This is a genomic window from Micromonospora sp. LOL_013 (assembly GCF_048060315.1).
In the GTDB taxonomy this organism is placed as follows: domain Bacteria; phylum Actinomycetota; class Actinomycetes; order Mycobacteriales; family Micromonosporaceae; genus Micromonospora_E.
In genome coordinates this window covers 48,067-67,313 of the sequence record NZ_JBHMIQ010000034.1, presented here as the reverse complement: position 1 = coordinate 67,313, position 19,247 = coordinate 48,067, and the positions used below count along the sequence as shown (strand labels likewise).

17 protein-coding genes and 1 pseudogene are annotated in these 19,247 nt (G+C 72.8%); 10 read left to right on the top strand and 8 right to left on the bottom strand.

Features of this window, described 5'->3' with window-relative positions; translation table 11 throughout:
* Nucleotides 1-3 precede the first annotated feature (3 nt).
* The 3 genes and pseudogenes from ACFHWS_RS21580 to ACFHWS_RS21570 all read right to left on the bottom strand — a co-directional run bounded on the left by ACFHWS_RS21580 (nucleotide 4) and on the right by ACFHWS_RS21570 (nucleotide 2,375).
* Complete coding sequence (locus ACFHWS_RS21580) at nucleotides 4-618, bottom strand: ATP-dependent Clp protease proteolytic subunit (protein ID WP_416556693.1); 615 nt, start codon at nucleotides 616-618, stop codon at nucleotides 4-6.
* A gap of 168 nt (nucleotides 619-786) precedes the next feature.
* A pseudogene (locus ACFHWS_RS21575) lies at nucleotides 787-1,755 on the bottom strand (GTP-binding protein).
* Between the two features lie 353 nt (nucleotides 1,756-2,108).
* Nucleotides 2,109-2,375: a DUF6343 family protein gene (locus ACFHWS_RS21570; RefSeq protein ID WP_416556695.1), complete on the bottom strand. Its 267-nt coding sequence runs from the start codon at nucleotides 2,373-2,375 to the stop codon at nucleotides 2,109-2,111.
* A gap of 123 nt (nucleotides 2,376-2,498) precedes the next feature.
* On the opposite strand from ACFHWS_RS21570, the gene ACFHWS_RS21565 reads away from it, so the two are divergent.
* The 6 genes from ACFHWS_RS21565 to ACFHWS_RS21540 all read left to right on the top strand — a co-directional run bounded on the left by ACFHWS_RS21565 (nucleotide 2,499) and on the right by ACFHWS_RS21540 (nucleotide 8,817).
* Entirely contained in the window at nucleotides 2,499-3,527 is a 1,029-nt protein-coding gene (locus tag ACFHWS_RS21565; RefSeq protein ID WP_416556696.1) for a 3-oxoacyl-ACP synthase III family protein, read from the top strand.
* Nucleotides 3,524-4,312, top strand: coding sequence for a glycosyltransferase (locus ACFHWS_RS21560; protein WP_416568903.1), 789 nt, complete (start codon nucleotides 3,524-3,526; stop codon nucleotides 4,310-4,312). The genes ACFHWS_RS21565 and ACFHWS_RS21560 overlap by 4 nt, the downstream gene beginning before the upstream one ends.
* Nucleotides 4,313-4,393: 81 nt before the next feature.
* Nucleotides 4,394-5,848 (top strand): class I adenylate-forming enzyme family protein, encoded by a 1,455-nt coding sequence (locus ACFHWS_RS21555; protein ID WP_416556698.1) that lies wholly within the window; start codon nucleotides 4,394-4,396, stop codon nucleotides 5,846-5,848.
* Nucleotides 5,841-6,956 (top strand): cytochrome P450, encoded by a 1,116-nt coding sequence (locus ACFHWS_RS21550; RefSeq protein ID WP_416568902.1) that lies wholly within the window; start codon nucleotides 5,841-5,843, stop codon nucleotides 6,954-6,956. The genes ACFHWS_RS21555 and ACFHWS_RS21550 overlap by 8 nt, the downstream gene beginning before the upstream one ends.
* The gene (locus ACFHWS_RS21545; RefSeq protein ID WP_416556700.1) at nucleotides 6,953-7,921 is read left to right on the top strand and encodes an NAD-dependent epimerase/dehydratase family protein; all 969 of its coding nucleotides are present in this window, start codon (nucleotides 6,953-6,955) and stop codon (nucleotides 7,919-7,921) included. Before ACFHWS_RS21550 ends, ACFHWS_RS21545 begins: the two co-directional genes overlap by 4 nt.
* Before the next feature lie 38 nt (nucleotides 7,922-7,959).
* Nucleotides 7,960-8,817: a GDSL-type esterase/lipase family protein gene (locus ACFHWS_RS21540; RefSeq protein WP_416556701.1), complete on the top strand. Its 858-nt coding sequence runs from the start codon at nucleotides 7,960-7,962 to the stop codon at nucleotides 8,815-8,817.
* 88 nt (nucleotides 8,818-8,905) lie between these two features.
* Here the strand turns inward: ACFHWS_RS21540 and ACFHWS_RS21535 are convergent, their stop codons facing one another.
* Complete coding sequence (locus tag ACFHWS_RS21535; RefSeq protein ID WP_416568901.1) at nucleotides 8,906-9,868, bottom strand: hypothetical protein; 963 nt, start codon at nucleotides 9,866-9,868, stop codon at nucleotides 8,906-8,908.
* A 385-nt stretch (nucleotides 9,869-10,253) separates the two neighbouring features.
* Here ACFHWS_RS21535 and ACFHWS_RS21530 point away from each other — a divergent pair, with 385 nt between their 5' ends.
* Together ACFHWS_RS21530 and ACFHWS_RS21525 are read left to right on the top strand one after the other, a co-directional pair.
* Nucleotides 10,254-11,171 carry a proteasome assembly chaperone family protein gene (locus tag ACFHWS_RS21530; RefSeq protein WP_416556703.1) on the top strand — a complete coding sequence of 306 codons (918 nt, stop codon included), beginning with the start codon at nucleotides 10,254-10,256 and terminating at the stop codon, nucleotides 11,169-11,171.
* Nucleotides 11,172-11,248: 77 nt separating this feature from the next.
* Nucleotides 11,249-12,016, top strand: a complete 768-nt coding sequence (locus ACFHWS_RS21525; protein ID WP_416556704.1) for an exodeoxyribonuclease III — start codon at nucleotides 11,249-11,251, stop codon at nucleotides 12,014-12,016.
* An 85-nt stretch (nucleotides 12,017-12,101) separates the two neighbouring features.
* Here the strand turns inward: ACFHWS_RS21525 and gndA are convergent, their stop codons facing one another.
* The 3 genes from gndA to ACFHWS_RS21510 all read right to left on the bottom strand — a co-directional run bounded on the left by gndA (nucleotide 12,102) and on the right by ACFHWS_RS21510 (nucleotide 14,888).
* Nucleotides 12,102-13,535 carry an NADP-dependent phosphogluconate dehydrogenase gene (gndA, locus tag ACFHWS_RS21520; RefSeq protein ID WP_416556705.1) on the bottom strand — a complete coding sequence of 478 codons (1,434 nt, stop codon included), beginning with the start codon at nucleotides 13,533-13,535 and terminating at the stop codon, nucleotides 12,102-12,104.
* Nucleotides 13,536-13,742: 207 nt separating this feature from the next.
* The gene (locus ACFHWS_RS21515; RefSeq protein WP_416556706.1) at nucleotides 13,743-14,360 is read right to left on the bottom strand and encodes a class F sortase; all 618 of its coding nucleotides are present in this window, start codon (nucleotides 14,358-14,360) and stop codon (nucleotides 13,743-13,745) included.
* A 30-nt stretch (nucleotides 14,361-14,390) separates the two neighbouring features.
* Nucleotides 14,391-14,888 carry a hypothetical protein gene (locus ACFHWS_RS21510; protein ID WP_416556707.1) on the bottom strand — a complete coding sequence of 166 codons (498 nt, stop codon included), beginning with the start codon at nucleotides 14,886-14,888 and terminating at the stop codon, nucleotides 14,391-14,393.
* A gap of 99 nt (nucleotides 14,889-14,987) precedes the next feature.
* Between ACFHWS_RS21510 and trmB the strand changes: the two genes are divergently transcribed.
* Complete coding sequence (gene trmB / locus ACFHWS_RS21505) at nucleotides 14,988-15,671, top strand: tRNA (guanosine(46)-N7)-methyltransferase TrmB (RefSeq protein ID WP_416556708.1); 684 nt, start codon at nucleotides 14,988-14,990, stop codon at nucleotides 15,669-15,671.
* A gap of 401 nt (nucleotides 15,672-16,072) precedes the next feature.
* Nucleotides 16,073-18,592, top strand: a complete 2,520-nt coding sequence (locus ACFHWS_RS21500) for a DEAD/DEAH box helicase (RefSeq protein ID WP_416556709.1) — start codon at nucleotides 16,073-16,075, stop codon at nucleotides 18,590-18,592.
* Nucleotides 18,593-18,705: 113 nt separating this feature from the next.
* Here ACFHWS_RS21500 and ACFHWS_RS21495 read toward each other — a convergent pair whose 3' ends face one another.
* Nucleotides 18,706-19,224 carry a hypothetical protein gene (locus tag ACFHWS_RS21495; RefSeq protein ID WP_416556710.1) on the bottom strand — a complete coding sequence of 173 codons (519 nt, stop codon included), beginning with the start codon at nucleotides 19,222-19,224 and terminating at the stop codon, nucleotides 18,706-18,708.
* Between the last annotated feature and the right edge of the window lie 23 nt (nucleotides 19,225-19,247).

The following is a 19,247-nucleotide window of genomic DNA, read 5'->3' as shown; positions in this document are numbered from 1 at the left end:
CGGTCAGCTGGGGACGCCACCGGTGGACAGCTGTGCCGTGGTGGCGATGACCTGGTCGATGATGCCGTACTCGCGGGCCTGCTCGGCGGTGAACCACCGGTCGCGGTCGGAGTCCCGCTCGATCTCCTCGCGAGTGCGTCCGGTATGGGACGCAATCCGCTCGATCGTCGTCCGCTTGATGTACAGCATGTTCTCGGCCTGGATGGCGATATCGGCGGCGGTGCCGCCCATCCCGCCGGACAGCTGGTGCATCATGATCCGGGTGTGCGGTAGGGCGTACCGCTTGCCGGGCGCACCGGCGCAGAGCAGGAACTGGCCCATCGACCCGGCAAGACCGAGGCCGACGGTCGCCACGTCGTTTCCGATGTAGTGCATCGTGTCGTAGACGGCCATGCCGGCGCTGATCACGCCGCCCGGTGAATTGATGTAGAGGAAGATGTCGCGCTCGCTGTCCTCGGCCGCCAGCAGCAGCATCTGCGCACAGATCGTGTTGGCCGAGGTGTCGTCGACCTGGGTGCCGAGAAAGATCACCCGCTCCTTGAGCAGCTGTTGGAAGACCTGGTCGCCGAACCCGGTGGTCGCGCCGTCCGCAGCCATCGCGGGCCTGGTGTGTCGCATCAGTGACGCCCTCTCGATCACGGTGATGATGGCTACCAGCATCGACCGGCGACGGACCGGACCGCTGCCCCTTCTGCTGACAGGAGATCTGCTGTGAGCAGAAGGCGATCCCGGTCGCCGTCCACTGGGTACGGCTTTCCGGCCGGGCCGGAGGGCCGTACCCGGGTCTCAGTCGAGGGGCTCGGCCACCGTGCCGGCGGCCACCGTACGGCCGCCCTCCCGGACGGCGAAGCCGAGCCCGACGTCCATCGCGACCGGCCTCCCCCACTCCACCGTCACCTCGACGTGTCACCCGGCATGGCCATCGTCCGGTCGCCCAGGCTCACCGACCCGACCACGTCCGTAGTACGGAAGTAGAACTGCGGCCGGTAGTTCGCGGAGAACGACGTACGCCGGCCCCCCTCAGCGGTGGTCAGGACGTACAGCCGGGCCCGGAACCGTTGGTGCCGGGTGACGCTGCCGGGCACCGCCACCACCTGGCCCCGCTGCACCTGGTCGCGCTTGACCCCACGCAGCAGTAAGGCGGCGTTGTCGCCGGCCTCGGCGACGTCCAGCGATTTGCCGAACGTCTCCAGCCCGGTCGCCACGGTCGACAGGGTCGGACCGAGCCCGACCACCTCCACCGGGTCGCCGAGCCGCAGGGTGCCCCGGTCGACCGCGTCGAGCAGCTCCACGATGGAGTCTACCCAGCGCGGGTCCCCCTCCAGCGCCCGCAACGCCGACACCCGCACCACCGGCACCTGCTCACCGGGGGACCCGTACTCGGCGACAAGGTCGCGGACCTCGAGCTCGACCAGGTCGAGCAGTTCCGGGAGACGACCAGGATCGCCCCGTCCACCTGCGCCGCCCCCGTGATCATGTTCTTCACGAAGTCGGCGTGGCCGGACATGTCCACGTGGGCGTAGTGCCGGGTCGCGGTCTCGCACTCGACGTGCGAGATGTTGATGGTGATGCCCGCGAGACCTCCTCCGGCGCCCGGTCGATGCCGTCGAAGGACACGAACCGGTTGGCCGTCGGGTCCCGGTCGGCGAGAACCTTGGTGATCGCGGCGGTCAGGGTGGTCTTGCCGTGGTCGACGTGGCCCATGGTGCCGATGTTGAGGTGCGGCTTCGCCCGCACGAACTGACTCTTGGCCATGATGATCTTCCAGGGTGGGGGAACGAGCTGGCGGACGGCGAACGCGGGCGGGTGCCAGACCGCCCGACCGCGTCAGAACCACGCCGCCCGGCGCACCCGTCGACGGGCGGCGCCGGAAGGACCGGTTCACCCACCTCCGTGGTTCTGCCGCAGCGGGAGGAGGGTCAGCCTCGGGTACCAGCCAGCCACGCGCACACGACGGCGGCGCCCGGCAGGTGAAGACCTGCGAGTCGCACAGCGCCGACGGTGCCGAACATGGCGGTCACGCCAGCCGGCAACGTCGGGCGGGGCCACCGAGTTCCGCTCACTCGAACGGCGGGACCCCGGGTCACGCGAGGGGCGCGAGCACCGCGTCACTCGAACAGCGAGTGCCGTACGCCCGGTTGCTCCCGCCGGCGGGCCCGGCGGCGACGCTGGACGACGACCAGGTCGACCACGGCGATCACGGCCAACACCCACAGAACGACCGCGCCGGCGGTCAGGTCGGCCCGCCAGGCGAGCACCCCGAGCACGGTGCAGAAGACCAGTCCGAAGCCGGCCATCGCCAGCCGCAGATTCAGTGCGCTGTAGGCGTGACCGACGGTACCCCGGGCCCCCTTGGGCTGCGACTTCGTGGCCATCCCCGGGCTGTACCCGGCAGACACCGGGCCGTAACCTCGCCACCGACGCGGGCCCGCACCACCAGGTCGGGCTGAGCATCCCTACTCATCCGGACCGGCCCGGTCCGGCAGGAAGCTGAGTGAATGAACGTTCCGTCGCCACCGGAGTGGCCCGTCCCCCGGGTCGGCATCACCGGGGTCGGCGTCAGCCTGCCCGACCGTACCCTCACCACCGCCGACCTACAGGACCGTGTCGCCGCCGCCAGCGACGTCGCGCTGCCGCCCGGCCTGTTCGCCACGATGACCGGGATCGGACAGCGTCGAGTCGCTGCGGACGACGAGTACGCCTCGACGTTCGCGGTGCGGGCCGCCCGGCGGGCGCTCGACGCCGCCGGGCGCACCCCCGACGACGTCGACCTGCTGCTGTTCGCCTCGGCCAGCCGGGACATGGTCGAGCCGGCGACCGCGCACATCGTCCAGGCCGAGCTGGGCGGCTCGGCGCACGCGGTCGACGTCAGCAACGCCTGCAACAGCTTCATCAACGGCATCGACCTGGCCCGTTCGATGATCGTCGCCGGACGGGCGCGGCGGGCGCTGGTCGTCACCGGCGAGACACCGACCCGGGTGATGCGTCCCCGGCTGGACAGCATGGCGCAAGCCCGGTCGTCGTTCGCCGGCTACACGTTCGGCGACGGCGGGGCGGCGGTGCTGGTCGAGTCGGTCCGGCGCGGCGGGATCGTCGACATCGACACCGAGACCCACTCCGGGCACTGGTCGGTCGGTGGCATCCTCGGTGGCGGGTCCCGCCACCCGCGTGGTGACGAGCACACCTACTTCCACGGCGACGGGCACGCGCTGCGGTCGGTCTTCGAACGGATCGGCACCGACATCCTGGACCGGGTGCGGCGGCGCACCGGCTGGGACTGGGTCGACTACGAACGCGTCCTGGTGCACCAGGTCAGCGTGCCGTACCTGGAACGCTTCATCGAGGTCACCGGGGTGCCGAAGGAGAAGCTGGAGGTCACCGTCGACGAGCTGGGCAACCTGGCCAGCGCCACGCTCGGCGTGCAGCTGGCCCGGGTCGACGCCGGGCTGGACAGCGGCGACCGGGTGCTCGCGATCGGCCTCGGTGGCGGGGTCAGCGTGATGACCATGGTCTGGGAGAAGCCGTGACCCGGGCGGTCGAGCAGCCGGCTGCCGCCCGGGCGGCAGCCGGTGCCGGGCCGCTGTGGGTGGTGGTGCCGGCGTACCAGGAACAGGCCCGGATCGGTGCCACGCTGGCCGCGTTGGCTGACCAGACCGACCGGGACTTCACCCTGGTCGTGGTCGACAACGGCTCCACCGACGGCACCGCCGCCGTGGTCGAACGGTTCGCCGCGGCCGCGCCGTTTCCGGTCCTACTGCTGCGGGAGCCGGGCAAGGGCGTCGGCGCCGCGGTCGACACCGGTTTCCGGTACGCCATCGCGCACGGTGCCCGATGGCTGGCCCGTACCGACGCGGACTGTCTACCGCAGCCCGGCTGGGTGGCGGCGGCACGTGCCGGCCTGGCCGGCGGGGCCGGGCTGGTCTGCGGAGCGATCCGGGCCCGGCGCGACGAACACGGCCCACTCGGCCGGGCCGGGTTCCGGGCGCTGGTGCTGCTCGCCGCGACGTTCGGGCGGCTGCGCCCGGCGCACCGGCGCACCGGCGGCTACCTGGCGCCGTACCGGATGCACGCCGGCAACAACATGGCGGTCACCGCCGAGCTGTACCAGGCCTGCGGCGGCATGCCGCGCCGGCCGTCGCCGACCGACCGGGCCTTCCTAAACCGGGTACGCCGCACCACGTCGGCGATCGTCCACCGCCGGGACATGGTGGTGGAGAACTCGACCCGGCGGCTGCGGGCGTACGGCCTGCGCCGCACCGCCGCCTGGTACCTGGACCGGGGTGCCGGCCCGTTGGCTGAGGACCCGCGGTGACGCCGCCGACCGGGAAGGACCGCCACCGTTGCCGGACCCGCCACCGGATGAAGGGCCACGACTGATGAAGGGCCGCCGCTGATGCTGGACCGCCTCGCCACGGTGCTGCGCGCCGACCCGCACCGACCGGCGGTGTTGACCGCCACGGCGCTGACCGGCCGGTCCCGGATCCGCGCCACCACCGGCGACCTGACCGATCTCACCGACCGGTACACCGCCGCGCTCGCCCGGCACGGGCTCACCGCCGGGGACACCCTCGGTCTGGCGGTACGACCGGGGCTGCGGTCGCTGGCGGTGCTGCTGGCCGCGTACCACCTGGGCGTGCGGGTGGCGGTGCTGGACCCGACGGCCGGCCCGGATGTGCTCACCGCCCGGCTCACCGTGGCCGAGCCGGCGTTGGTGCTGGCCGACGCGGCAGCGCAGGCGGTGGCCGGTTGGGCCGGCCCGCTCGCCCGCCGCGCGCACCTGGCGTTGCCGGACCTGACGCGGATCGCCCCGGTCCGTACGGTCGGCCGCCGGTTGCCGGGCTGCGCGCCGACGCTGCCGGCGGGCGTCGGCCCGCTGCCGACGCCGTTCGACGGCGACGGTGACGCGGTGATCGTCTTCACCTCGGGGACGACCAGCCGGCCCCGGGCGGTGGTGCACACCCGGGCAGGGCTGGCCGCCGGTATGCGGGCGGTGACCGGACTGGTCGACCCGCAGCCCGACGCGCCGGTGCTGGGCGGCACGTTCTTTGTGCTGCTGCCGGCGTTGGCGGCCGGCGCGCCGGTGGCGTTGCCGGCCCGGTCGCCGGCGCTGCTGGCCCGGCAGCTGACCCGGCTGCGGCCGCAGGCGACGTACCTGACACCGCCGCAGCTGCGCGCGGTGCTCGACCACTCGCCCCGGCTGACCGGGCAGGTGTTCAGCGGCTCGGCCCCGGTCAGCGCCGCCCTGCTGGGCCGGGTCCGCCGGGCGGGCGCGGACCGGGCGTACGGGGTGTACGCGTTGACCGAACTGTTCCCGGCCGCCGCCGTGGAGGAGGCCGACAAGCGCGGGTACGCCGCCGACGGGGACCTGGTGGGCCGGCCGCTTCCGGGGGTGGCCGCCCGGGTCGACGACACCGGGCAGGTGTGGCTGTCCGGTGCGGGGCAGGCGGACCGGTACCTCGGCGAACCGCCGATGGCCGAGGTGGCCACCGGCGACGTCGGCCGGCTCGACGACGACCGGCTGGTGCTCGCCGGCCGGTGCAAGGACATGGTGCTGCGGGCGGCGGAGAACATCTACCCGGGGCTGTACGAGCCGGCTCTGCACGTACCCGGGGTGGCGCTGGCGGTGCTGGTCGGCGTGCCCGCCGACGACGGTGACGAGCAGCTGGTAGCAGTGGTGCAGCCGGAGCCGGGTGCCGACCGGGCCCGGCTGCGGGCCGCGCTGCGGCCGGTGCTGGACCGGATGGGGTCGGCCCGGCCGGACCGGGTGGTGTTCGCCCGGGTCCCGCTGGCCGGGCGGTCCCGAAAGCCGGACCGGCGGGCGGCGACAAGGGTGGCCCGCGATGGGTGAACCGCGCCCGGCTCGGCGGGGCCGCCGCCGGGACCGGCGGGTCTACCTGGGCAGCCATCCGGTGCTGTTCGCTCTGTTGGCGGCGACCCGACGCGCGCCGGTGCGCCGGATCGGCCGCATCGTGCTGGTGCACGACGCGGCGCCGTTCGCCGACGCGCTGCGTCGGGTCCCGGTGGACCGCTCGGCCGAGCGGACCACCGCCGGGGCGGCGCGCCGGGCCACCGGCGGCGACGGGTTCCTGTTCGACCAGGACGGCGCCGGGCACCGACAGACCCGCCGGGGTGCCGCGTCGGTGTTCGGCGCCGACGGGGTCGCCCGGCTGCGGCCGGTCTGGTTGGAGGTACTGCGGCGGCGGCTGGCACCGCTGGGCGACGGGGCCGAGGTGGATGTCGTCGACCTGGTGGTCGAGCTGTCCGGGGCGAGCACCGCCGCGATGCTGGACGTGTCGGTGCCGGCGCACGCGTTGACCGATGCGGCCCGGTCCGCTGCGGCGCTCGCCGCCCGGGGGCATCTGCCCGGGCTGCGCTGGCCGGGCCGGGCCCGCCGGGATCGCGCCGCCACCGCGTCGGCCGCCGCCGAGCTGACCCGGCTGCTCGGCGGGCCGGCGGACGAGGCGGCCCGGGGCGGCATGCTGGCCGTCGCCTCGATCAACACGACGGTGGCGGCGATCCCCCGGGCGGTCGCCTGGTGCGCTGACGACCGGCTGTGGCCGGCGGCGGACCGTGCCGATTCTCGGGCGGCGCTGGTGTCGGAGCTGTTGCGGGTGACCGCGCCGAGCCCGGTGCTGCCCCGGGTGGTGGCCGGTGCCGCCGAACTGGCTGACACCCGGCCGCTCCGGGCCGGCGACCGGCTGCTGCTGGTCGCCCGGCACGCGGCCCGGGCCGGTGCGCCGCACCCGGATCCGGCCGCGCCGGTGCCGGCGGCGGTCGGGCATCTGGTGTTCGGCACCGGCCCGCACCACTGCCCCGGTGCCCGGCTGGCCCACGCCCAGCTCGACGACGTGCTCGCCGCGCTGGCACCGTACCGGCCGGTGGTGACCGGGGCGCGGGTGGACCGGCGGTCGGCGCTGCCGGGCTGGGCCCGGCTGACGATCCGGGCGACCCGGTGAACACCCGGTTGACCGGGCTGCGGGTCGCGGTGACCGGGGCCAGCGGCTTCTGCGGGTCGGCGGTGGCGCGGGCCGCCGCCACGGCCGGCGCGGCGGTGGTGGCGGTGGGCCGCCGACCCGGCCCGGTGGGCCGGCACGTGCCGTGGGACGCCGCCCGGGAGGTGCCGGAACTGCGGGGCATCGACGCCGTCGTACATCTGGCGGCGGCGGTCGGGGATCCACCGGCCGACGCGGCGGCGCAGGCCGCGTACCACGCGGTGAACGTGGCGGGCACGGCCCGCCTGCTGCGGGCGGCGGCCGACCGGCCGGTGGTCTGGGTGAGCAGCGCCAGCGTCTACCGGCCGGGTCGGCACGGCGTCGCGATCCGGGAGGATCACCCGACCGACGGCCAACGCACCGGGTACGGGCGGACCAAGGCCGCCGGTGAGCGGCTGGCGCTGGCGGCCGGCGCGGTGGTGTTACGGCCCCGGGCGGTCTACGGGGCCGGCGACCCGCACCTGCTGCCCCGGCTGCTGGCCGCGGTCCGGCGGGGTCGGGTGCCGCTGCCCGGTCCGGACGTGGCGATGAGCCTGACGGCGGTGGAGAACCTGGCCGACGCCTGCCTGGCGGCGCTGTGCTGGCCACCTGGACCGTACAACGTGGCGGATGCGACGCCGTACTCACGCGACGCCGTGGTCACCGGGGTGCTGGCGGCGGCCGGGCGGCCGGCGCGGCCGCTGCGGGTGCCGGTACCAGTGGCGCTGGGCGCGGCGGCGCTGGCCGGCGGCGCGGCCCGGCTGGGGGTGCCGGGTACCGGCCGGCTGACGAGGTACGCGGTGGAGCAGTTGGCGTACGGCACGGTGCTGGAGCTGGGTCGGGCGTACGGCCAGGGGTGGGTGCCCCGGCGGTCCCTGCCCGATTTTCTGGCGGAGCTGTCAACCGACCGGGGCCGGTGGGTGTCGCCAGATCCACGCCGACGCATATAGTTACCCTTCCGTCGCTTTGCGTCTCGCTGGAGGTCCGGATGCACCGACGTTGGGTGGCCGGCGCCGCCGCTGTCTGCGCCCTCGTGGCGCTGGCCTGCGAAGCCGGCGAGGACGGCGACGGGCCGGGCACGCCGGCACCGCCGCCACCTGGCACCGACCTGCCGTCGTCGATGGCGGCGCTCGGCGACTCGATCACCGCCGGGTACGGCTCCTGCATCGTACTGACCAGTTGCCGGCGCAACTCGTGGTCCACCGGCGACGGTTTCCGGGTGGAGAGCCTGTACCAGCGGATCGCCGAGATCAATCCCGCTATGGAGGGGCAGGAGCACGACTTCTCGGTGCCGGGGGCCCGGGCGGCGGCGCTGGCCGACCAGGCCGCGTCGGCGGTGGACGTCTCGGCCCAGTACGTGACGGTGCTGATCGGCGCGAACGACGCGTGCCGGGCGACGCCGCAGGACATGACCTCGGCGGCGGCGTTCCGTGACGACGTCGACCGAGCCCTACGGGTGCTGGGCGACGGGCTGCCGCGGGCGAAGGTCCTGGTGTTGAGCATCCCCGACCTGTACCGGCTGTGGGAGATCGGGCACGGCGAGGAGCGGGTGGTGCGGGCCTGGGACCGTGGCGTGTGTCCGTCGCTGCTGGCCGACGCCACAGCGACCGACGAGGCCGCGACACAGCGCCGGGCGGCGGTACGCGACCGGGTCGCGGCGTACAACCGCGAGCTGGCCGGGGCCTGCCGGGCGTACGGCGACCGGTGCCGGTTCGACGACGGAGCGGTACACGACACCCAGTTCACCGTGGACCAACTGAACCGGCTGGACTACTTCCACCCGGACACCGACGGACAGAACCTGCTGGCCGAGGTGGCGTACGCCGCCAGCGGCCTGGCCGGGTGACCAAGGGCCGCTGGCGGCGTACGCGGTCGAAGGGCTTGACCGGTGTTCCGGTCGGTCCGTGGGACGGGCGGAACGGGACAGGCGGTGCTCAGCGGGCCGCGAGCACCGCGGTGACCACGGCGTCGGCAGCGGCCTCGTGCTGGGCGTAGTGCCCCGGGTACGCCGAGACCTGCACCGCCTGGGCGGCGACGGTCAACGGCAGCTGTTCCCAGCCGGCCACCCGTTGCAGGGCGAGATAGAACTGGGTCGCCGAATAGGTCGGGTTCATCAGGTCGGCCACCGCACCCCAGCCGGTGCTGGTGCGCTGCTGGAACAGCCCGACCGAGTCATGGTCCCAGCCGGTGCCCTGGTGCGGGTAGTTCTTGGACTCCGGCAGCACCTCGCTGGCCCGGTTGAGCAGGGTCGACTCCTGCATCGCGGTGGCCACCGCGATCACCATGGCCCGGCGCGGCAACTGCAACGCCAGGCCGGCGTCGACGATGGCCGTGGCGTTGTCCATCTGCACCTGGGACAGCCCGGCGACCGGGGCGACGGTGGTCGAGGTCGGCTCCGGGGCGGGCTCGGCGGTCTCGGTGGGCTCCACCGCGGCGACGTCCGGGTCGGCCGGTGGTTCGGTGGTCTCAGCGGCCTGGACTGCCGCGGCAGCCGCCGGTTCCCCGTCGCCGGGCTCGGGTCGCTGGGCCCGGGAGGCACCGTCGGCCGCGGCGGCCCGGCGCTGCAGGTCGGCCTCGGCGGCGGCCGGAGCCGGCCCGGTCGCCTCCGGCGCCGCAGCGGTCGATTCGACCGCCGCGACCACGCCGAGGGCGCAGACGACGGCGGCGGCCAGCGCCGTCCGGGCACCGGGACGGTTACGCAGGGTGGCTCCGAACGATTGGGAGGTTGGCCGGACGGAGTGTGGATACGACAGGGCGGGCAGCCGGTTGCGAAGGCGCTCCCACCGGGCGATGGCCCGGGTCGCACCGGTCGGCATGGTGTCCGAGGGGACATCAGCCGAACGGTCATCGCGACTCAGGGTGGCGTCCTCGCTCCTTGTGGTGTCGTCATCAGGCATTCGACGAGGCTAGGCAGGCCGAAACCCGATCACCTAGGGTGATTTTGTGATGGGCGCCACAATCTCTCGTCGGGTAATCGGACGACCCCTCAGCAGCATCGGCACGACTGAACACACAGGGCAAACCACCGGTAAACGAAATTTCGCTCTTCACTGTTTACTACAGCATTTATCGCCTGTTAACCGACTACCTCCCGCCACCACCCCACCACTCCCCCGTCCGGCCGGCGGGCATCACCCGTCCCGCCGGATGCGGCATCCCCCGGACAGGCAGGAGCCGATCAGTAATTGTTGACCCGGAAAGCGGAATGCGCCGGCATGGGACTAGCGTTGCCGCAATTGGAGATGCCGTACCCGCCGTACCGTTCTGAGGAGGTTGCGCCCGGTGCTCGACCCACACGAGCTCTACGACGTCGTCGACGAGGTGCCCGAGCTCGGTCAGCCGGTGCTGATCCAGGCGATGACGGGTTTCGTCGACGCCGGCAACGCGACCCGACTCGCCCGTGAGCACCTGCTCGCCTCCCTCGAGCACGAGGTCGTGGCCACCTTCGACATCGACCAGCTGCTCGACTACCGGTCCCGCCGGCCGGTGATGCTCTTCGTCGAGGACCACTGGGAGAACTACGAGGAGCCCCGGCTCGAAGTCCACCTGATGCGTGACGACGCCGGCACGCCGTTCCTGCTGCTCGGTGGCCCCGAGCCTGACCTGCAGTGGGAACGGTTCACCGCTGCGGCGATCGCGGTGAACCGCCAGTTCAACGTCGGCACCACGATCGGGCTGAACGCCATCCCGATGGCGGTGCCGCACACCCGGCCGACCGGGGTCACCGCGCACGCCAGCCGCCGCGAGCTGATCAGCGGCTACGAACCCTGGCTGCAGCGGGTCCAGGTGCCGGGCAGCGCCGGGCACCTGCTGGAGTACCGCCTCGGTCAGCAGGGCCACGACGCGGTGGGCTTCGCCGTGCACGTCCCGCACTACGTGGCCCAGGCCGAGTACCCGGCCGCCGCCGAGCTACTGCTCAACTCCGTCTCGCGGACCACTGGTCTGCTGCTGCCCACCGAGCAGCTGCACAGCGCCGCCGAGGCGGTCCGGGAGGACATCGACCGGCAGGTCGCCCAGACCGAAGAGGCCGGCTCCCTGGTCAGTGCGCTGGAGGAGCAGTACGACAGCTTTACCCGGGGTCGGTCCGGCACCAACCTGCTCGCCGAGTCCAGCGGGCCGCTGCCGACCGCCGACGAGCTGGGCGCGGAGCTGGAGCGCTTCCTCGCCGAGCAGACCCGGCCCGGTGACCTGCCCGGCTGACCGGCTCAGAGGCGGCCCTCCCCCGGGTGACCTGCCCGGTCCGGCGAAACCGGCCGGTGTTGTGGCACGCTGGCCGGGTGCGGATCGCCACCTGGAACGTCAACTCGGTCAAGGCCCGGCTTAACCGGCTACTCGGCTGGCTGGCCGACACCGCCCCGGACGTCGTGTGTCTTCAGGAGACCAAGTGCTCGGCGGCCGCGTTTCCGGCCGCCGAGGTCGGTGACCTCGACTACGAGGTCGCGGCGCACGGTGACGGTCGCTGGAACGGCGTCGCGGTGCTGTCCCGGGTCGGGCTCGACGACGTACGGACCGGGTTCGACGCCGAGCCCGGCTTTCCGCTGCCGGAGGCCAGATCCGTCGCGGCGACCTGCGCCGGGGTCCGGGTCTGGTCGGTGTACGTGCCGAACGGGCGCAGCCCCGACTCGGCGCACTACACGTACAAGCTGGACTGGCTGGCCGGGCTGCGCCGCGCGCTCGCTGCGGAGGCCGCCACCGATCTGCTGGTCTGCGGCGACTTCAACGTCGCGCCCACCGACGTGGACGTGTGGGACCCGACGGTGTTCGCCGGATCCACCCACGTCACCCCGGCCGAACGGGCCGCGCTGGCCGACCTGCTCGCCCTCGGCCTGGTCGACGTGGTGCCACAACCGATGAAGGGCCCGCACCCGTACACCTACTGGGACTACCGGGCCGGGATGTTTCCGAAGAACATGGGCATGCGGATCGACCTTGTCTACGCCAGCGGCACCGTCAACCGGCGGGTCCGGGCGGCCTACGTGGACCGCGACGCCCGCAAGGGCCCGACCCCGTCCGACCACGCCCCGGTCGTCGTCGACCTGGCCTGAGCCACCGCTGCCGATCGCCGTGGCTGACGGGGTACGCCAGCCACGGCGACCGTACGGCCGGACCGGGTCAGTCGGCCGGGTCGGGTCAGCGAGACTCGACCTGGCTGCGGTCGTCGGCCCACAGCACGTGGAAGCTGCCCTCGGCGTCGACCCGGCGGTAGGTGTGCGCGCCGAAGAAGTCCCGCTGCCCCTGGATCAGGGCGGCCGGCAGCCGGGGCGCGCGCAGCCCGTCGTAGTAGGCCAGCGCGGAGGCGAACCCGGGAGCCGGCACCCCGATCTGCGCGGCGGTCGCCACCACCCGGCGCCAGCCCTGCTGGGCACCGGCCAGCGCCTCGGCGAAGTACCCGTCGGTCAGCAGCGTCGGTAGCTGCGGCGCTGTGGCGTAGGCCGCCCGGATCTTGTCCAGGAACGCGGCCCGGATGATGCAGCCGCCGCGCCAGATCCGGGCCACCGCGCCGAGGTCGATGTCCCAGTCGTACTCGGCGCTGCCCGCCTGGATCTGGTGGAAGCCCTGCGCGTACGCGACAATCTTCGACGCGTACAGCGCCTGCTCGACGTCGGCGATCAGCTCGTCGGCCGAACCGGCCCAGCTCTCCACCGGGCCCGGCAGGTCGGCGGCGGCGGCCCGGATGTCGGCGTGGCCGGACAGCGACCGGGCGAAGACCGCCTCGGAGATGCCGCTCACCGGCACCCCGAGGTCGAGGGCACCCTGCACGGTCCACCGGCCGGTGCCCTTCTGGCCGGCCTGGTCCAGCACGACGTCGACGAACGGCTTGCCGGTGACGGCATCGTTGTGGCCGAGCACCTCGGCGGTGATCTCGATCAGGTACGAGGAGAGCCGACCGGAGTTCCAGCTGCGGAACACGTCGGCGATCTGCACCGGGGTGAGCCCACCGGCGCGGCGCAGCAGGTCGTACGCCTCACCGATGAGCTGCATGTCGGCGTACTCGATGCCGTTGTGGACCATCTTGACGAAGTGGCCGGCGCCGTCCGGGCCGATCCGCACGCAGCACGGCGTGCCGTCGACCTTGGCCGAGATGTCCTCCAGCAGCGGACCGAGCGCGGCGTACGACTCGACCGAACCGCCGGGCATGATGCTCGGCCCGTGCAGGGCGCCCTCCTCGCCACCGGAGACGCCGGTGCCGACGAAGTGCAGGCCGCGTTCGCGCAGCTCCGCCTCCCGCCGGCGGGTGTCCAGGAAGTGGGCGTTGCCGCCATCGATGATCATGTCGTCCGGCTCCAGCAGGGGCGCGAACTCGTTGATCACCGCGTCGGTGGCGGCCCCCGCGTTGACCATGATCACCACACGGCGGGGCCGTTCCAACGAGGCCACGAAATCGGCGGGGCTCTCCGCCGGCAGGAAGGTGCCCTCGTGGCCGAACTCGGCCATCATCTCCTTGGTCCGGCCGACCGACCGGTTGTGGACCGCCACCACATGGCCGTGCCGCGCGAGGTTACGGGCCAGGTTACGGCCCATCACCCCCAGACCGGTGACCCCGATCTGCGCCGTCTGGCTCATGAATCCTCCTCGGTGCTGCTGGATGTGCTGGCTATCTTTCCGCCTTCCGGATGGCGGGACACTCCGGGGCGGCCGGCGGTGGTGGAGGCCCGTCCGCACGCCCGCCCCGGAGTGGGACCGCAGCGGGCACGACCAGAGGTACGGCGTCCGTCCGGCAACGGTTCACCGGCCGACCCGCAGGCAGCTGTCACAGGCCCGGCTGACGCCTCAACTGTCCCTGGTCTGCACCAGGGAGGCGAACACCACGATGTTGTCCGCGTACCCGATGCCGTCACCCAACCACTCGCCACCGCAGGTGATCAGCCGCAGGCCGGGCCGAGCGTAGTCGCCGTACACCTGCTCGATCGGCAACTCGTCCTTGCCGAAGTAATCGACCGAGTTGACCTCGAAGACGGCCACCACCCGGTCCCGCCGGGTCACCTCGACGGTCGCCCCCGGCTCGATGCCGGCCAGATCATGGAAGACCGACGGCCCGTCCCGGGTGTCGGCATGCCCGACGATGATCGCCGGCCCGAACTGACCGGGCGTCGGCCCCCCGTCGTACCAGCCGGCCTGGTTGTGCCGGTGCAGCGCCGGTACGGCGATCGACCCGTCGTCGGCGAGCCCGACCGAGTGCACCGGGGCGCGGATGTCGAGCGACGGGACGGCGATGCGGATCGGCCGGCTCGGCTCCAGCACCGGGAACTCCCGGGGCGGCGGATTGTTGCCGCCGGCCAGGATGTCCCGCCAGTTGCCGTCGCCGCCGGAACCGATCGCGAAGAGCCCGACCAGCACCAGCACGATCGCGGCCGGCCCGGTCCAGCCCCGGCCACCGCCCTTCGCCACGGCCCGTCCCCTCCCCTGCCGCGCGCCCGGTCAGGCCGACCGGCGCCGACGCAGGGTCAGTACGCCGAGCACCGCACCGGCGGCCAGCGCGACCACACCTACCCCGGTCAGCAGGCCGCCGGCACCGTCGTCACCGGCGGTGCCACCGAAGCCGGTGGCCGGGCCACGACTGGGCCGGGTCGGATCCAGCACGTACAGCGTGGTGGCCGCCGACCGGTCGTCCGGGCAGGTCAACCGCACCCGGTAGCTGCCCGCCTCGGTCTCGGCCGGCACGGTCACCGCCGCGGTGAGCTCCTCGAACTGCGGACGCACCTCGACGCTGCCGAACGCGTCGGACTCGACGGTGGCCGGCGCGGTGTTGTCGGTACAGCTGGCCCGGATGCCCACCAGGTAACCGGACTCCACCGTGCTCGGATTGAGATCGACGAACACGTCGGCGGCCCGGGCCGGGGCCGCGCCGAGCAGCCCGCCGATGACCGCGAGAGTCACGCCCAGCCCCACGGTGGCCAGTGAACGGCGTACGGACATCGGTCACCATCCTCTCCGCGACGCTGCCGGGATCCTCTCACCACGCAGCCCTGGATGACACCCCGGACACGCTCGGTGTCGGAGATAGGCTGTCGCCACGTGAGCATCCGCACCTACCACCCGCGCCGGGGACGGCTCAGCAGCCGACACCACGACGCGCTCGACCGGCTGTCCGACGCGTACCGGACCGTGGTCGCCGAGCTGCCGGCGCCGCTGGACCCGGCGGCGTTGTTCGGCCGGACGGCACCGGTGGTGCTCGACATCGGTTTCGGCATGGGCGACGCCACCGCGACGATGGCGGCGGCCGACCGCGACCGCGACTACCTGGCCGTCGAGGTGCACACCCCGGGCATCGCGAACCTGCTGGCGCTGATCGAACAGCACGCGCTGACCAACGTCCGGGTTGCCACCGGCGACGCCCTCGACCTGGCCCGCCGCTGCCTGCCCGAACGCAGCCTGGACGCGGTGCACGCGTTCTTCCCCGACCCGTGGCCGAAGGCCCGCCACCACAAGCGGCGACTGGTCCGACCCGAGCATGTGGCGCTGCTGCGCTCCCGGCTGCGGCCCGGTGGGCGGCTGCACTGCGCCACCGACTGGGCGCCGTACGCCGAGGCGATGCTGGCCACCCTGACCGCCGACCCGCAGCTGCGCAACCTGCACGACGGGTACGCGCCCCGGCCGGCGTACCGGCCGGAGACAAAGTTTGAACGGCGCGGGGTCCGCGCCGGCCGACCTGCGCTGGACCTGGTCTTCGAACGCGTCATGGGTACGCCCGACGGCTGACGGGCGTACCCATGTTGGCGGCGGACGGCGGCGGCAGGCAGGATGGACAGACTTGACATTTCCCCCTGCTGAGGCAGGGAGATTCAACCCTCACGGATCGAGTTTTCTGCTTCGCCGACCACAGCCGACCCGAATCAACGGCGAGGGACGGGGTACCGCCCATCGGTCTTACACAGTCTCCACAGACGTTACTTCCCACCAGCCCGGCGGTAGGCCCGACCGGCTTGGTTGTCACCGGAAAGGCAACACCGCGTTAGCACACTTGTTCGCATGCCGGATGTCCCGGTGTGCGGGTAGTGGACGTCGATCCGCCCCGGCGGCGAATCGACTTCCCTGCCATGCTCCACAGGAGTCCGTTTCCTCCCCGGCCGCAACGCCGGAGTATCCACGGAAGGCATCTGATGACGCAGACCGCCCCGACTCTGACCGACCTGCTGCCGCGCGGCGCGGACCCGGACGCCGTCTACGAGGCGTTCGCCGGCTGGGCGGCCGGCCGTGGCCTGGAGCTGTACCCGCACCAGGACGAGGCGCTGATCGAGATCGTCTCCGGGGCGAACGTCATCCTGAACACCCCGACCGGCTCGGGCAAGAGCCTGGTCGCCACCGGCGCGCACTTCGCGGCCCTGGCCGACGACCGGGTCACCTTCTACACCGCGCCGATCAAGGCGCTGGTGTCGGAGAAGTTCTTCGCGCTCTGCGAGATCTTCGGCGCGTCCGAGGTGGGGATGCTCACCGGTGACGCCAGCGTCAACGCCGACGCGCCGATCATCTGCTGCACCGCCGAGATCCTGGCCAACCTGGCGTTGCGCGACGGTTCCGCCGCCGACGTCGGCCAGGTGGTGATGGACGAGTTTCACTTCTACGCCGAGCCGGACCGGGGCTGGGCGTGGCAGGTGCCGCTGATCGAGCTGCCGCAGGCCCAGTTCGTGCTGATGTCGGCGACGCTCGGTGACGTGACCCGGTTCGTCGACGACCTGACCCGGCGGACCGGGCGGGCCACCGCCGTGGTCTCCTCGGCGCAGCGGCCGGTGCCGCTGATGTTCACCTACGCGACGACACCGCTGCACGAGACCCTGGAAGAGCTGCTCAGTACCCACCAGGCCCCGGTGTACGTGGTCCACTTCACCCAGGCGGCGGCGCTGGAGCGGGCCCAGGCGCTGATGAGCATCAACGTGTGCACCCGGGCGGAGAAGGACGCGATCGCCGCGGCGATCGGCAACTTCCGGTTCTCCTCCGGCTTCGGACGCACCCTGTCCCGGCTGGTCCGCCACGGCATCGGGGTGCACCACGCCGGCATGCTGCCCAAGTACCGCCGACTGGTGGAGACCCTCGCCCAGGCCGGGCTACTCAAGGTCATCTGCGGCACCGACACCCTCGGCGTCGGGATCAACGTGCCGATCCGCACGGTGCTGTTCACCGGCCTGTCCAAGTACGACGGGGTACGCACCCGACTACTCAAGGCCCGCGAATTCCACCAGATCGCCGGGCGGGCCGGGCGGGCCGGGTTTGACACCCTCGGCACCGTGGTGGTGCAGGCCCCGGAGCACGTCATCGAGAACGAAAAGGCGCTCGCCAAGGCCGGTGACGACCCGAAGAAGCGGCGCAAGGTGGTCCGTAAGAAGCCGCCGGAGGGGTCGATCGGCTGGGGGAAACCGACCTTTGAGCGGCTGGTCGAGGCCGAGCCGGAGCCGTTGACCTCCAGCTTCCGGGTCAGCCACGCGATGCTGCTCAACGTGATCAGCCGGCCCGGCGACGCGTTCACCGCGATGCGGCATCTGCTCACCGACAACCACGAGGACCGGGCGGCGCAGCGCCGGCACATCCGCCGGGCGATCGCCATCTACCGGGCGCTGCGCGCCGGCGGGGTGGTCGAGCAGCTACCCGAGCCGGACGCCGAGGGCCGGCGGGTCCGACTCACCGTGGACCTGCAACTCGACTTCGCGCTCAACCAGCCGCTGTCGCCGTTCGCGCTGGCCGCGATCGAACTGCTCGACGTGGAGTCGCCGACGTACCCGCTCGACGTGCTGTCGATCATCGAGGCGACGTTGGACGACCCCCGGCAGATCCTCTCCGCGCAGCAGCACAAGGCCCGCGGCGAGGCGGTCGCGCAGATGAAGGCCGACGGCATCGAGTACGAGGCCCGCCTGGAACTGCTCGACGAGGTCACCCACCCGAAGCCGCTGGCCGAGCTGCTGGAGATGGCGTACGAGACGTACCGGCAGGGGCATCCGTGGGTGGCCGACTACGAGCTGGCGCCCAAGTCGGTGGTCCGCGACCTGTACGAGCGGGCGATGACCTTCGTCGAGTACGTCAACTTCTACGGGCTGTCCCGGTCGGAAGGTCTGGTGCTGCGGTACCTGGCCGACGCGTACCGGGCCCTGCGCCAGACGGTGCCCGACGACGCCAAGACCGAGGAGCTGGTCGACCTCATCGAGTGGCTGGGTGAGCTGGTCCGCCAGGTCGACTCCAGTCTGATCGACGAGTGGGAGCGGCTGCGCAACCCGACCGACGACCCCGAGGCCGCAGTGGTTGCCGACGACCGGCCGCCGGCGGTCACCGGCAACCCCCGGGCCTTCCGGGTGCTGGTCCGCAACGCGCTGTTCCGCCGGGTGGAGCTGGCCGCGTTGCGCCGCTACGACGAGCTCGGCGAGCTGGACGCCGACTCCGGCTGGGACGCCGACGCCTGGGCCGACGCGCTGGAGCCCTACTTCGACGAGTACGACGAGATCGGCACCGGACCGGACGCCCGTGGACCGGCGCTGCTGCTGATCACGCAGGAGCGGGAGCGTTGGCTGGTCCGGCAGATCTTCGCCGACCCGGCCGAGGACCACGACTGGGGAATCAGCGCGGAGGTCGACCTCGCCGCCTCGGACGAGGCGGGCAGCGCGGTGCTGCACGTCACCGCCGTCGGTCAGCTCTGACGGTCAGCGTCGCTATCCCGGCCCGCGACCAGAGCTGAGTGATCACTTGCGCGAAATTCGGCCGACACGCCGGTAGCTGCCCTGCAGCACGTCAAGTGATCATGGCGGTGACCTCACCGGGCCCGCCCGGCGATCGGGACGGACGCCTCGGCGGCAAGAACGGCGTCGGCCGGGCCCAGTGGGGTCACCAGCAACCCCCTATCGTCCGGCGTTGCCACTGAATCCGCGACGATGAACACCCCGTTGTGGACCCCGACGCGGACGGCCGCACCTCCCGACGACCGCACCAGGACCGCACGCGCGTCCGGCAGGGGAACCGTCCCCACGTACGCCTCGAACACCTCGGCGACGGTGAACTGATGACCCCCGCTCCCGGCGCCGATGAATGCCTCGTGCTCGCCGTCGACCAGGCGCTGCACGTACCAGCTGCCCGGTTGCACCCAGAGCCGCATCGTGCGGTCGTCACCGAGGTCGACGGTGTCGACGACGACGTGACCGGCGGGTGGCCGCCACGACTCAGCCGGCCCCGGCTCGTCGCGCGGCACCAGGCTGACGACCACAGCCAGCGCCAGCGCGACACCGGCGAGACCGGCGACGGTACGGATGTTGCCCCTGGTCGCTGAGCTGTCCATCTGTCGATACTGTCATCCGGCAC